We start from the raw sequence: 14,462 nt of genomic DNA on the forward strand, positions 1-14,462 counted from the left end.
AAGTGTCTCTTTTCACCAACACCTAATTTAATATTTTGTGAGTTCTTCTGTTCATTCTATTCTTGATAAATAAGATCATGAACTGTCTGCAATATTTATAGCTATATTGTATCCTACAGTGCAAATGCCGCTAATGCTACTAATACCTCGTAGAAAACTAAAGGTGTGTTAGAATAATTTGGTATTTGACAAAATATTGAGCAGCAGATAAAGTCATAATAAGTTCTACGATAATTGGCGATTACTTCTATAATGGCTAACACGATAACATAACGTTTTTACATTCCTGTTCCTTTTCATGAAAAATCTATTTTCACAATCTTAGCAATACCCCATTCCCCTGAAGCCTCTGCTCTTGATATTGCTTGAGCAGAAAAGCAGTACTTTTTTTACATTATCTTTGATCGCATAATAATGATATAAAACATCCACCCACTTATCATTATTGTGAACATCCACAGTAAAATTTTTTTATATTTTCCCAATTATTTTTGCAAATACATATATTACAATATATTATGTCGTATTTTAATTATATAATTACACAAATTATATTTAGCCATATTTAATATTATTTAGGATTTTAGCAATCCCTTTAAAACGTTATAATCTGCCCATATATCCATTTTCATTATTGAGGCTACAATCTATTGCCTAATGTCAAAAAAAGTTGTTTTAAGGCATTTTATGGCATCGTTTTATATACAGTGGATTGACTGTCAGAATATCTTTGAATATTTTTATTAACATATGATTTCCACTAAATCTATTTTTCTATTACTAATTAAAAAAATATAATTTTACTTTTAATTCGTTTTTATTCTTTTCAAAAAAATCGGATGAACATGGGAGAGGGGACTGGTATAGATTTAATTGGTATAGATTTATATGGTATAGAAATGTTTTACAAGTTCTATATATTTTTGATTCATGATATAATAAAAGATATATTTCTATATCATCTGCATATTGATCCTGTTATCTAAAAAATAAATAGGAAACTTATATAAATACAAAAACATATTTATTACATAATTAAAAACATATTTATAAGAACATAATTAAAAAAACATAATTGCTAAATCCAAATGACAAAATCCCTTTATTTACAAGCTTTTTGAGTAATAGAAGAAGAAGAGAATTGAAAAATGTGGAATAGTTTTTCTAAAAGTGGAGTAAAAATACGGTTTGTGGATGCTTTATTTCTGTGTGAGGAGGAAAAAATTCTTAGAGTGGATGAATAATTTCTTAATAGGATGAAAAGTATATTACTATGGATGAAATATACTTTATTGTGGATGAAAACTTTCCAAATGTGGAAGAAAAGTTTCCATCTATAAATGAGAATTTAGCAGTAAAGAAAGTAAATTTATAAAAATGATGAAAATATGGATGGAAAAATGAGCAGGTAAACCCAAAATAGACCTTTTCAGTTAAAAAAAGGCACGACAAAAAAGCCCTCGATCAGGAAGCTTTTGAAAAAAGGGCTTCTTTTTTGATTATTGTCCTGGTTAAAGCACCAAAACTTTCGATTGGACGTTTTAGAAGAATATAGGAATTGTAAATTTCTAAAACAGCCTGTTTTACAACGGATAGGGAATAGGTGGTACTTAAAAGTCCAAGATCCCGGTAATCGTTGTCCTTTAATATAACAGGAGGATATGTATTGGATAATTTTCTATTAGTGTCTAAGTATGGTTTAATTCCATTTGCCCGCAGCTGCTCTGCCAGATCGCCGATCTCGTCATCCGGACGTTCCTGTAATAAATTGTATTGATCCAGCATATCATTTAAAGCAGTTATGTAAGACTGTATTTCACCGCGGTTTTCTTCGATCAGATGTATTTTTGCCTGCCGTGTGTTATAAGCTGCATTTAAGTGAAATACAATTTTGCTGTTTTCATACTCAACATTGAAAATATCACTTTTTGTAACCAAGGCCTTTTTGATTACATTGGGCTTGCAGTAGCCGGGAAGATATCGGCGAAGCTGTTCATAAGAACGCTCCAGCTTAACCTGGGGGGCAGAAGATGCATCAGATTCCAGAATAGCACGCAGGTAAATACGTAGCTGATTGATATCCTTTATATTCATAATCTGCTGAAGAAGTTCTTTGCTAATCGTTGCGTAGCCTCTGCCGCCTTCTGAAGCGGTAAGGTGATAGGTGTTGTATTCAGGAAGCAGTATAGAAATATGATTTTTCTCCCAGCCGGTTGCGTGATAAGATATGTAGCCATATTTAGCAAGTATTTCATTGGAATATTTGATTGTTTTAATATCACATTTGATAAACTCCGCCAGTTCTTTTTCAGATATATCAGAAATAAAACCACGAGGATTGGGCGAAAGAAAATGATAAGTGATTAGCAGTTTTAGTGCATTTCCTTTCAGGCGAGGCTGATAGCCGTACATATTTTTTTCGTTCATGTATTTTATGTGAGTTTTGTAAGCAGTTTTGTAAACAGCTTTGGGACAACTGCCGCATTGATGGCATATGTTTTTCTGAATCTCCTCTGGCATATATTCTAAAAAGGATTTGTACTTAAAATGTGGACACGCAAAACAGCCAGATGCGGTTTCATCCAGCTGTTGATACTCTGTATAATATTCCTTATAGTTTTTTTGAAGACCAATAGCCTTCAAAGCAGGTCCTTTGCCAACACGGGCAAAATTATTCAAGTTAAGTAACATTTCCAGCACACCTCGTATTTAATACATGTTATTTCAAATGTTAGTCACTAGAGCATGTTTTAAATTGCTTTCTTACACCTGTGCGTCACACTTTGTGGTAAATATGTTCCAGAAACAGGAGGCGCAGCGGGCTACGCAGACTATTTTAGGAGCATATTATACGCGAATATTATACGCGAAGTGGGGCATGCAGATGGCGGGAATGAATTTTAAACACCCTATAATAATCAAGTTGGAAAGCGAATGAGCTATTCAGGATAAGAAATCGAAAAATAAGAATGTAAGAGATTACCACCCTTTGCTCATATTTGCCAAAAAAACTGTACGATAGCGACAAAATTTACACAAGGGACTTGAAAAAGGCGTACTTTAATAGTACAATGAAGCTATAAAGCCCATCGGTAAAAATATCGGTGTAAGCGCGTTAATATTGGAATCGCCAAACTACAATATTAACGGTAATGTTTTGTCTAGTGGATAACCAAATGTAAAATCGCCAAAATTTTATAGGTTATCCACTTTTTTCTATAATATACAATAAAAATCGGAGTTTGTAAAACAATAATTTCGTGCAGGAATTAGCGGACTGAATTTAGAAAAGTCTTGATTTCACCTATCTTCCTGCACTTTATAAGTGAAAATAAAGAAAATGTGCTGTAAAGGGAAAAGGGGCTGAAATCTTTGAAAATTAAGGGTTTCAGCTCCTTTTTGCATTATGAAAAAAAATTTTAAAAAACTTTTCAAAAATATATGCATATATTTCCGTACTAAATTAAAACTGATCAGAATATGCCGTTTTTTATAATTATAGACATGTTTTGGCGGACTAAATCCTTGATTTTTTTGTAATCATATGTATTTTCTTATAAGTGGTAAAAAAATAAAGGCAAGTATGTTCCCCCCTGCTTTAGTATCCATAAAAACGTGCAGATTTTAGCGAACTAAATAAAAGGGCTCCATAAAAAAATACACAGAATTGAGCACTAAATATATCAAATTAAAAAAACTTGCATGTTTTTCCGAACTAAATTGGGGGTATCAAGCAAATTTCAGTGGTTAAATGGTAAATTTATGGAAAAATTTTTCTGGAAGTTATGAGGGTTAGCGACTAAATTTAATTTCCTTTATTTGAGATACCGACTAAATTATAAAAACAAACAATCCGGCATTGATATATATTTTACCTGAGAGATTAAAAAGGGGCTATGTCAGAAGATAGCGACTAAATTATGTAAAGTAAAATCAATCAGAATAAAATAGTTTTTTTCGGTCTGGCGATATAATGTGAAAAGATAGCGACTAAATTTGAAAACGTATTATTTTGATAGAGTTAGCGACTAAATTCAGACAGATACCGGAAAGGTTGTATTTTGAAAAAGATAGAGACTAAATTTAATTCGCTGAAATATGAGGGGATATGAAGGTCATTTATGCGCCATCAGCTCTGTTTTTATTAATATCAGAGCGTATTTTAGGATAAAAAAATATAATTATTAAGATATTGGTGTCTCAAGTGGGAGTAAAAGCCAAAAAAATGTGCAGGAAATCGCGCACTAAATAATAGAGGTATCTTTGCTTATATAAAAATTTTAATATAAATGACAATAAAGTTCAATGTCTACGATGAAGTAACTAACGTTTTAATAGAAAAAAATATAAAAAAATGTGCAGGAATTTGCGTACTAAATATAAAAACTGTAATGAGAATAAGAAATATTTTCAAAAAAATAAGCCCGAAATCCTGCACTAAATATGTAAAGGTCTAAAATAATCAGGTCTAAAAATTCTTTTGTCGGGTCTCGTGATACTGATTTATGGCATGAATACATAAAAAGTCTGTCCATGTAAAATAGTAAAAATAGTATTTTAGAGACTAAATCACAGCGGCAATGATTAAAATCCTTAAAGAAGGGGTCAGTACTATCCAAATAAATAGGCTGAATATAGCGTACTAAATTGTGAATAGTTGGATCGCAGTACGTGGAAAATATTCAGTATAGTTTATGGTTGATCAGACTTTGCGACTAAAATAGTGAAAAACTGCGAGATGAAAGCCATAAAAACATGCAGAAAATAGCGTACTAAATTAATAACAGAATCAGATAGGAGTGCCGGATCCAGTTAAAATCGGGGATTATTTAATGAAATGTAAAGGCTGATTTGAAAAGATAGCGACTAAATTTTAGAATGGAAAATAATAAGAGGTGTTCTCACAAAGTATAAATTTTATTAGCGAGATGATCTTTACATACGATAGATAGCGACTAAATTCAATATAGGAATAGCATGTAATGAATGTGGTTGCTGTACTATTAAATAATAATGCATGGTGTTTTTTTGTCTGGTAGGTGAAAAAGAGTGAAAGGTATTCATAGAATTAAAGGAATTCACTTTCACTCGATTTATCCGGAAGAACCGATTTTTCAATGCAGAAATTATTGTTTTTGACGATAATCACTTGGTGACACGCCGGTATATTTTTTAAATTCTTTCGAAAAATGCACATAGTTTGTAAAACCGGATTTTTCACAGACATCAGACATTTTATAATCTGTTGTAGAAAGCAGTTTTATGGCATTTTCCATGCGTAATTTCCTTATATATTTATTAATGCCTGTACCGGTTATCTTTTTGAATGTGACACTGATATAGGAGGCATTCAGATGAAACAAATTTTCCAGGTTTTTTAATGTAATCGATTCTGAAAAATGATGCTCAATATATTTTTGTATTTCCAGTACGGAAGTATCAATATTTGTCCTGCGGCTTATAACCTCAGTAGTTATAGAAGCACAGTATTTATATAAGGTTTCCGTTAAAGGACCGGTAGTATCGTAATTGAGCAGGTTTTCCAGGTTGTGCAGGGAACTGATTTCCTGCTGTAATTCACATACTCGATCCGTACCGGTTTTAGAAATTGTACAATAAAATTCTGTTAGCAGCATGCAGAATTCATCCAGGTTAATATCAGAGCTGTTTAGATGCTTTTTTAAGATCTCACCACAGAGAGTAATAGCATTGGTGCTGTTACCTGCAAGTAAAAAGTTTAATAACGGCCGTTCTGCATGAAATACATCTTCCAGATTATATGTTTTATGGCTGAAATCCCGGTATAGTAACAGGAAACGGGAGGGATGCAGCATTTTGTTACACAGTGCTTTATGAGCCTCATAATAGGCTTTTGTAATAATATAGTCAGAAGTATGAATATCGCTTATTCCTATATAAAGCAGATTTTTAAGCAGTGCATCGGCAAGCATATAGATACGCTGCATCAGATCTGTGACGGCGGAGAAATCATCCCTGGAAGCCGAATAAAAAATAATATCCATATGATCCGGATGTTCGTTGAATAAGGTGTGGATAGATGAAGAGATCAGGGTCTGGATTCTATCTTTGAAAAAAGCATAATCATTGTATTTATTTTTTACAGATGCCACCCAGAAAAAAGTCTGGGCCGAAAATAAATCAAAAATATCACCAAAGGTACTGTAGATATTTTCTTCCATCTGAGATAGCAGGCGGTCATGTGATCTTTCCGGTAAAGAATTGCAGCCGGAACTGCTTAACTGCCCTACTGCTTTTGCAATTGCCTGGTTCAGTTCCTCTTCGTGAATGGGCTTCAGGATATAATCAACCGTATTCGAACGAAGGGCATGTTTTACATATTCAAAATTACTATAACCGCTGATCATGATGACTTTTACCTTTATATGGCTTTCTGTGATATAGTCCAACACTTTTATTCCATCAATATAGGGCATTTTTACATCCAGTAATATAATGTCTGGGGATAGTGTTTCCAGCATTTTTATGGCATCTTTTCCATTCTCTGCTTCTCCCGCAAGGATGCAGTTATGCTGGTCCCAATGAACCATACTGATAATTCCCCGGCGGATTAGAGAGGTATCCTCTGCAATTAAAACTTTATACATCTGAAATCTCCTTTTCGATAAATTTAAGAAGGACTGTGGTTCCTTCATCAGCAGCGCTGAGAATTTCCAGCCCGCTGTCAGAATGGTAGAGCATCTTCAGGCGCTTGTTGATATTGAGCAGTCCTATGGAAGTACCATGGTCACAGCAGAGATCATCCTGCTGCAGTTTTTTCTGTATTTCTTTCAGCTTTTCATAATCAAATCCTTTCCCGTTATCAAAAATTTTGATGTTTAGGGTCTTATCGTCTAAATCCGTACTCAATATAATTTGAAGATTTTTATTGTCAAAAGCATGGTTAAAACAGTTTTCTATAATCGGCTGAAGAATCATTTTTGGAACGGGATAATCCAGAAGCCGGTCGGGAATCTTGTATTGAAGTGAAACTTTATTGTCGCAGCTTATGCTTTGAAGTTGGAAATAATTTTTAACGTGCTGTATTTCAAATCTCAGAGGAATCAGTTTTTCCGTTTGCTGTGTCGTATACCGGAACATATCGGCTAGGCAGCAAGTCATTCGGGAAATTTCCGGCTGGTGTTTAATCTGTGCCATACTGTTAATACTCTCCAATGCGTTATACAGAAAATGCGGATTAATCTGGGACTGCAGAGCACGAAATTCTGCATTCAAGTGCTGTATCTCCTGGTTGTAGGATTTTTTTATAAATAATTTTAACTGGTTGAGCATGTGGTTGTAACTGTTGCCCAGTTCTTCAAACTCATCATGGGTCTTAATATGTACATAACTGCTGAGTCCGTCCGGCTGAATCGTAGTCATGGCAGACTGCAGTACCTTAATTGGAAAAATAAGTTTATTTGCCATTAAAATGGCTACAATAATAAAAACAATGGTACAGGCGAAAAACAGCCAGATGACCGGAACGGTTTCCATGAAGAAGTTGATATTACTGGTTTCATAATCTTTTAGCTGAATCAGATAGCACCCATTTTCCAGAAGCATATAGGTGGGCAGCATAGTCTCATTTTGATACTGAACCGGCTGTTCCAAACCGTCCGGGAATAAATCTTTTAATGTAAGATTCAGGTTTTTATTCGATGAATCGTAAATAATATTCTGACTGGGATCGGTAATAAAAGTAGTATCTGCATTATAATCCAGAAGTTTGTTCAAAATATTGGCATGAAATTGCAGTACGGCCATGCCCAGATATTCACGGGTGTCTAAATTAAATACAGGCTGCATGATTACTGTTATGTAAACGGGTACATTACCAGTCAGGTAACTGGAAGTGGAGAAACCAGTCTGAAGAGGAAAATCGTAACTCTTAATATCTGAAAGTTCTTTGCACTTTTTCCGGATATCGGTAATATAACGGTTTCCCCCGGAAAAATATTCAGCGCCATTTTCTGCCATTAAATAGATACTTTCTATGTCATAGTTATTAATGGTAATATTCTGTATAGTCTCATCGTAATTACGGTCGGATAATAGCCTTTCGTAAGGTGTGGACGGCTTTGAAAGCAATAGATTTTGAAGGCTTTCAGAAATAAAAATAGAGTCCGTGATATGAGTAAAGCCGTCAAAGTAGACTTTTAAACTGCTGGAAATAGAATCCAGGCTGCTCTGGTTCATCCTGGCATCATTCTGCATGGCAGTGTGGTAAAGTTTATATGAGATGAATGTACTTAAAATTGCCATGGGCATAAAAATGACAAAAATGAGAAGTACCATCAATTTTGCGGAAAAAGTTTTTTTAAATCGCTTCCCCATTTTACAATCCTCTTTTCCTGAATTTGAACCTAATTATATCAGAAAAAGAAGTACATGTAAGCAGGAAATATAGGGCAGTAAACAGTTCTAAAAAAAACACAACATTATGTCATAAAAAACACAAGATAGTTTAGAAAATGTTATAAATGCATGGAGTATGAATATAAAACACAAGATTATGTCAGTATGGCATCATGGAAAACAGGTACATGTAATGTTAATATTAGAGCATATTAAAATTCAGAATATTTAAGGAGGATTTAAAATGAAAAAAGCAATTGCGGCATTATTAATGGTTTCACTGACAGCCTCTGTGCTGGCAGGATGCGGAGAAAAGGAAACTCAGACTGAGGCATTAACATCCGGAGCAAGTACAGAAAAAGGTACTTCGGAAAATGCGGATAAAAAGGAGGCTTCCAAAGAGATTGTGGAGATCAATTATTTTACATATCGTTCTCAGGCGGACAGGCATCCCGAGAAGCTGATCGCAGAGTTTGAAAAGCAAAATCCAGGAATAAAAGTAAATTATCAGGTAGTTAAAAATATTGACGAATATTTAAAAGCACAACAGGTAAGAATGCTCTCCGGTACAGATATTGATGTTACTACAGTACGTCCTGAAAGCATTGCTGATTATGTACAAGCCGGATATCTGATGGATCTTACCGGTAATGAATATCTGGAGAATTATAAAGAGGGCATGCTGGATAAGATTACAAAAGATGGTAAGGTCTATGGTATTGCGGATGCTATAAACCTGATCGGTGTATATTACAACAAAACCATGTTTGAAGAGAATGGAATTAAAGTTCCGGAAACTTATCAGGAGTTTATAGATGCCTGCAATAAGTTTAAAGAAGAAGGCACATACAGCATGGCGAATGGATGTAAAGATGGCTGGCCAATTAATTTTGATATCTATACTTATATGCATGACCTGATTGTCAAAGATCCAGAAATATTTGAAAAGGCAAACAGCGGTGAAATTTCTTATACGGATCCGGTGTTTGCAGATGCTTTTAAGAAAATAGACGATTTCTACAATGCCGGTTATATTCACCCCGATTCTATGAGTTTTACGGGAGATGATGCTGTGTCACTTTTTGTCAGTCAGCAGATTCCTATGCTATGCCAGGGAGAATGGCAGGCTACAGTTTTTGATGATGCCCAGTTAGAGTTTGATTTAGGGGTGTTTGCAATTCCGGTTGAAAGTACGGATGAGACCGTAATTCCAGTTTCCGTAGGCTCTTTTAATGCCGGAATATCCAGTTCAAAACATCCGGAAGAAGTAAATAAATTCCTTGAATTTATGTCTTCCAAAGAAGGTGCATCTATCATTGCGGATCAGATGAAGTCATTTAGCCCCGTAAAGGGAGTCGAGTTAGAGGGTGACTCTGCAATGAACTTATTTAATCCGTTTCTCAATAAAAAAAGTGTGGATTTCTTTTATTCCAGCCAGAATGCAGAGGATAACTCTGAATTTGACAAACTACTGCAGGAAATGTTCCTGGATGTTATTACGCCAGAAGAGTTGGCGCAGAGATTAGCTGATTCCAGGGAGAGATCTGCGTCATAATCGAAAGTATGATCAAAAGTAGATGGAAAATCACAAACTATGAAAACTTAAAAAGTAGTGATTTTCCATCTGTTTTTAAAAATAAGGTTATACGTCTGGGTTTAAAAAAATGATTAAAGAGAAAGGCTGCTGTTGCGGAGGTATAGCCAAAACGTAGATATACAGATGGCGGAGATGTATTTTAAAATGCGCTCTGGGAAGCTGCAATATGCAATGGGTGATAATATGAATTTAAAAGCAAAGAAGAAAGGAAAGAATTGGCTGCCATATCTGTTTATACTGCCGGCAATTGTCATTTTCTTATTTGTGTATGCCGGACCAATGGTGGCAACGGCTGTTCTTGGGTTTACGGATTGGAATGGAATTTCACCAAATTTTGAATTTATTGGTTTAAAAAATTTTATAAAAATTTTTACGGATAAAAGTCTTCAGGAACCGCTGCTCAATACATTTGAGTTTACCATTTTAACTGTAGTTATCCAGGGTGTATTGGCACTTCTGCTGGCAGTTGCTTTAAACAGGAGCTTTCGTGGAAGAAATCTGTTCAGAACGGTATTTTTTCTGCCCTGTGTGGTCTCCATGGTAGCGGTTGGATATGCATGGTCTTTGATCTTCAATCCGGTCATGGGGCCGCTGGGGTTGCTTGCAGACCATTTTGGCTGGGAATTTCTCTCTAATATCAAGTGGCTTTCCGATCCTAAGATTGTCATGTATTCCATTGTGCTTGTAAACGTCTGGCAGTGGACCGGTTACAATATGGTAATTTACCTTGCAGGACTGCAGTCCATACCAAACCAGTTATATGAAGCAGCATCTATTGATGGTGCTAATAAAGTACATCAGTTTTTTAAGATTACACTGCCGCTGGTTGCACCATCCATTACGATTAATACAGTAATGGCTACCATGGGCGGATTAAAAGCTTTCGACCTGATGTATGTTATGACCAATGGAGGGCCGGGACACGCCAGCCAGACTTTTGCCATGGCAAGTGTGGATGCATTTTTCAGGCAAAAGGATGCAGGACTTGGATCTGCCATGTCACTCCTTATGTTCCTTATGATTCTGCTGGTTTCCTATGTCCAGAATCGGCTTTTAAGTAAGAGAGAGGTGGGGGTTTTATGATCACAAAAAATAATCGATTACAGAAGTTTTTGAAGATTCTTCTTCTGGGAGTAATTGCGTGTTTTGTAATGGCACCTATTTTAATTGTAGTTATAATTTCCTTTAAGACAGAACCGGAATTTATGAAGTCAAATTTTTTGCCGGGTTTTCCCCTTCATCTGGATAATTACATTAAAGTATGGAAAGATGCCGATATACCAGGGGTAACGTTTACCAGTCTGACCATTACCGTGTGTGCTGTGCTTGGACAGGTTTTTATAGGCTCCCTGGCGGCTTATGCGCTGACCAGCATGAAATTCAGACATGCAAAATTATTTTCTGCCCTGTTTCTGATTCCGCTGGTGTTTGCAATTCAAACCGTAATTTTTCCATTATTTATGATTTATAAAGAATTACATTTACTGAATACGAGATTCGGATTGATTATTATTTACATAGCAACAGGTCTGGCTACCTGTATTTTTATATTTACTAAGTTTATGCAGACGGTTTCCAAAGAAATTCTGGAATCGGCGCAGATTGACGGGGCCGGACATTTCCGGTCATATTTCCAGATTATGCTCCCTTTGACGAAGGCACAGATATCGACGATCGGGATTATAAATGGTCTTGGAGTATGGAACGACTTCTTTCTTCCCCTGATGATGTTCACGGATGGCTCCATAAAAACCCTGCCGTTGAGCATGTATACGTTCACTACGGAGTATGGTCTGAAATGGACGCTGGTGAGTGCGGATATTGTCTTTATGATGCTGCCGATGGTTATAATCTATCTGCTGCTTCAGAAATATATCATTGAAGGTGTGGCTGCCGGGGCAGTCAAGGGATAACTATGGCATCAGGAAAGTTGAGGTAAAGCATATGGTTTACAGCTTATCGAATTGTGAATGGAAAGTAAAAGGATATTATCCATGGGTTCCGTTGAAAGACCGCAGTATGGAGACCGGAAAGGAACTGCTTGGAATTACAGAATGGCTTAAAGCCACGGTTCCTGGTGGTATACATTATGACTTATACAGGGCAGGATTGATCTCCGATCCATATAAGGATATGGACAGTTTCAAATGTGAATGGGTGGAAAACAGATGGTGGCTTTATAAAACAGTGGTACATAGCAAGGTAATTCAGGGGAAATACCAGTCATTAATTTTTAAAGGAATTGATTATAAAGCAATTATTTATGTAAATGGAATGGAAAAATGCCGGCATGAAGGAATGTTTGAACCAATTACCCTGGATATTTCAAATGAAGCAGCATCCGGAGAAGATATAGAATTAAAAGTATTGATTTTGCATGCGCCGGATGAGATGGGGCAGATTGGAAAAACATCACAGACATTTACACAAAAAAGCCGCTTTAACTATAAATGGGATTTTTCAACCAGGTTGGTGAATCTGGGGATCTGGGACGATTGTTATATAAGGTTTGAAGATGAAGCCCTCCTGGAAGAACCCTGTATTTATTCGGATTATCAGGATAGTAAGGGATTTATCAGCTTTGAAGTGAAAATAAGTGAAAGATATTCAGGGCAGGGGAAATATGAAGCAGAAGCAATTCTGGAAAAGGATGGCATAAAAATACAACAGGTATTTCCGGTATTAGCAAAACGGGTAACCGGGAGTTTTGTGGTGGAAAATCCACTGTTGTGGTATCCAAACGGATATGGAAGTCAGGAACTTTATAAACTTAAGCTGACATTGAAAAAGAACAACCGGGTTCTGGATAATTACGAGGCGGAAATCGGTATCCGGAGCGTACAGTACCGGAACAATGAAGGCAGTCCTGAAAATGCGCTGCCGTATACGTTTTGTATTAATGAGGTACCGGTCTACATAAAAGGGGTGAATATGACACCGCTGGATCACATTTATGGAAATGTTTCGGACAGCCATTATGAGCATCTCATTAAAATGATGAAAAATATGAATGTAAATATGGTACGCGTATGGGGTGGAGGGGTCATTGAAAAGGATGTATTCTACCGGCTGTGTGACCAGTACGGTATCTTAGTATGGCAGGAATTTATACAGTCCAGTTCGGGAATTGATAATACACCTTCAAAACGTCCTGTTTTCTTAAATCTGCTGAAAAGAACAGCGGAATCGGCATTACGGAGGATCCGCAGCCACACTTCATTGACCGTCTGGAGCGGGGGAAATGAATTAACAGATAATGATTTTGTGCCGGCAGGTTATGAAGATGAGAATATTGCAATGCTAAAAAAATTGGTGGAATCAATGGATCCCCAGAGGCTCTTTCTGCCCACATCAGCGTCCGGTCCTAACGAGTTTATAAACAAAGAGGAAGGTGTCAGCCATGACATACACGGAAACTGGAACTATATGGGGAATCCGGAACATTATGAATTATATGCAGGTTCTGACAGTCTGTTCCACAGTGAATTCGGGACAGAAGGAATGTGTTCCGTAAGAAGCCTGGAAAAATTTCTTTCTGATGAGTACCGGAATCTACTGCCGGCAGAGGACAACATGGCATACCGTCATCATGGAGAATGGTGGTGTACTTATAAAAGGGATCAGGCTATATTTGGAGAACGGAACAATATGGAGCAGATGTCTAAATGCAGCCAGTGGCTGCAGGCTGAGGGACTCAGATATATTTTAGAAGCAAACCGGAGAAGAAAATTCCATAACAGCGGTAGTATCATTTGGCAGATCAATGAACCCTGGCCTAATGTGTACTGCACCAGTCTGATAGATTATTACATGGAACCCAAAATGGCATACTACTGGAGTAAAACAGTTTTTTCTGATCTTACAGTTTCTATGGATTACCGGAAACTGGATTACCAGTCGGGTGAATTATTTCAGGGGACGGTCTATGTGGGAAAAGAGCAGCCGGAAGCTGATATGGAGTACTTGCTGACCTGTGAAGTGATAGATCTGAAGGGAAGGAGCATCCTTCAAAAAGAGCAGGCAGGGAAAGCGGATTGCACGAAAACGTTAAAGGCGATGAATCTCCAATTTAGGTTACCCCAGATTCAGGATGAAATGTTTATAGTCAGGTTACGGGTAAAAATGAATCAGCAAAGCAGTGAAAATCTATATTTCTTTGGCTGCGGAGATGGAATGCCTTATGAAGCGGCAATGGGAATGGAAAAGGGCGAGTTGGTGGTAAAGCAGCAAAACGAAAACGATGGGGTAATAAAGGCAGAAATCAGAAATACAGGAAATACTCCGGTGTTGCATATTCATCCGTATTGTGAGGAATCGTATGATCTGCTCTGTGACCGGAGTTACTTTACCCTATTTCCAAATGAATCAGCAGAAATAAAGGTACAATATACGGCGAAATCTGAGTCCGGATTTTTGAATCACCAGGTGAAGGAGAATAACGGAATCCCAAATATAAAAATGGATTATTTTAACCGATAGGTTTACTGGA

7 protein-coding genes are annotated in these 14,462 nt (G+C 36.5%); 4 read left to right on the forward strand and 3 right to left on the reverse strand.

Annotation, left to right across the window (positions count from 1 at the left end; all coding sequences use genetic code 11):
- Positions 1-1,464: 1,464 nt before the first annotated feature.
- The 3 genes from RHS_RS03180 to RHS_RS03190 form a co-directional block, all read right to left on the reverse strand.
- Positions 1,465-2,691, reverse strand: coding sequence for a hypothetical protein (locus RHS_RS03180; protein ID WP_027292349.1), 1,227 nt, complete (start codon positions 2,689-2,691; stop codon positions 1,465-1,467).
- A 2,435-nt stretch (positions 2,692-5,126) separates the two neighbouring features.
- Complete coding sequence (locus RHS_RS03185; protein ID WP_047832289.1) at positions 5,127-6,626, reverse strand: response regulator; 1,500 nt, start codon at positions 6,624-6,626, stop codon at positions 5,127-5,129.
- Positions 6,619-8,355: a histidine kinase gene (locus RHS_RS03190; protein ID WP_047832290.1), complete on the reverse strand. Its 1,737-nt coding sequence runs from the start codon at positions 8,353-8,355 to the stop codon at positions 6,619-6,621. Before RHS_RS03190 ends, RHS_RS03185 begins: the two co-directional genes overlap by 8 nt.
- A 265-nt stretch (positions 8,356-8,620) precedes the next feature.
- Between RHS_RS03190 and RHS_RS03195 the strand changes: the two genes are divergently transcribed.
- The 4 genes from RHS_RS03195 (at position 8,621) to RHS_RS03210 (ending at position 14,452) form a co-directional block, all read left to right on the forward strand.
- Positions 8,621-9,931, forward strand: a complete 1,311-nt coding sequence (locus RHS_RS03195) for an ABC transporter substrate-binding protein (protein ID WP_044297582.1) — start codon at positions 8,621-8,623, stop codon at positions 9,929-9,931.
- Positions 9,932-10,105: 174 nt separating this feature from the next.
- Positions 10,106-11,056, forward strand: coding sequence for a carbohydrate ABC transporter permease (locus tag RHS_RS03200; protein ID WP_395021101.1), 951 nt, complete (start codon positions 10,106-10,108; stop codon positions 11,054-11,056).
- Positions 11,053-11,886, forward strand: a complete 834-nt coding sequence (locus RHS_RS03205; RefSeq protein WP_044297581.1) for a carbohydrate ABC transporter permease — start codon at positions 11,053-11,055, stop codon at positions 11,884-11,886. The genes RHS_RS03200 and RHS_RS03205 overlap by 4 nt, the downstream gene beginning before the upstream one ends.
- 31 nt (positions 11,887-11,917) lie before the next feature.
- Positions 11,918-14,452, forward strand: a complete 2,535-nt coding sequence (locus RHS_RS03210) for a glycoside hydrolase family 2 protein (protein WP_047832291.1) — start codon at positions 11,918-11,920, stop codon at positions 14,450-14,452.
- The last annotated feature ends 10 nt before the right edge of the window (positions 14,453-14,462 follow it).

Source organism: Robinsoniella sp. RHS, assembly GCF_001029355.1.
Classification (GTDB): domain Bacteria; phylum Bacillota; class Clostridia; order Lachnospirales; family Lachnospiraceae; genus Robinsoniella; species Robinsoniella peoriensis.

Bases quoted from the DNA above. Each gene is read 5' to 3' on its own strand.
- RHS_RS03210 (WP_047832291.1), top strand. From the start codon at position 11,918: ATGGTTTACAGCTTATCGAATTGTGAATGGAAAGTAAAAGGATATTAT.
- RHS_RS03190 (WP_047832290.1), bottom strand. From the start codon at position 8,355: ATGGGGAAGCGATTTAAAAAAACTTTTTCCGCAAAATTGATGGTACTT.
- RHS_RS03185 (WP_047832289.1), bottom strand. From the start codon at position 6,626: ATGTATAAAGTTTTAATTGCAGAGGATACCTCTCTAATCCGCCGGGGA.
- RHS_RS03180 (WP_027292349.1), bottom strand. From the start codon at position 2,691: ATGTTACTTAACTTGAATAATTTTGCCCGTGTTGGCAAAGGACCTGCT.
- RHS_RS03205 (WP_044297581.1), top strand. From the start codon at position 11,053: ATGATCACAAAAAATAATCGATTACAGAAGTTTTTGAAGATTCTTCTT.
- RHS_RS03200 (WP_395021101.1), top strand. From the start codon at position 10,106: ATGTATTTTAAAATGCGCTCTGGGAAGCTGCAATATGCAATGGGTGAT.
- RHS_RS03195 (WP_044297582.1), top strand. From the start codon at position 8,621: ATGAAAAAAGCAATTGCGGCATTATTAATGGTTTCACTGACAGCCTCT.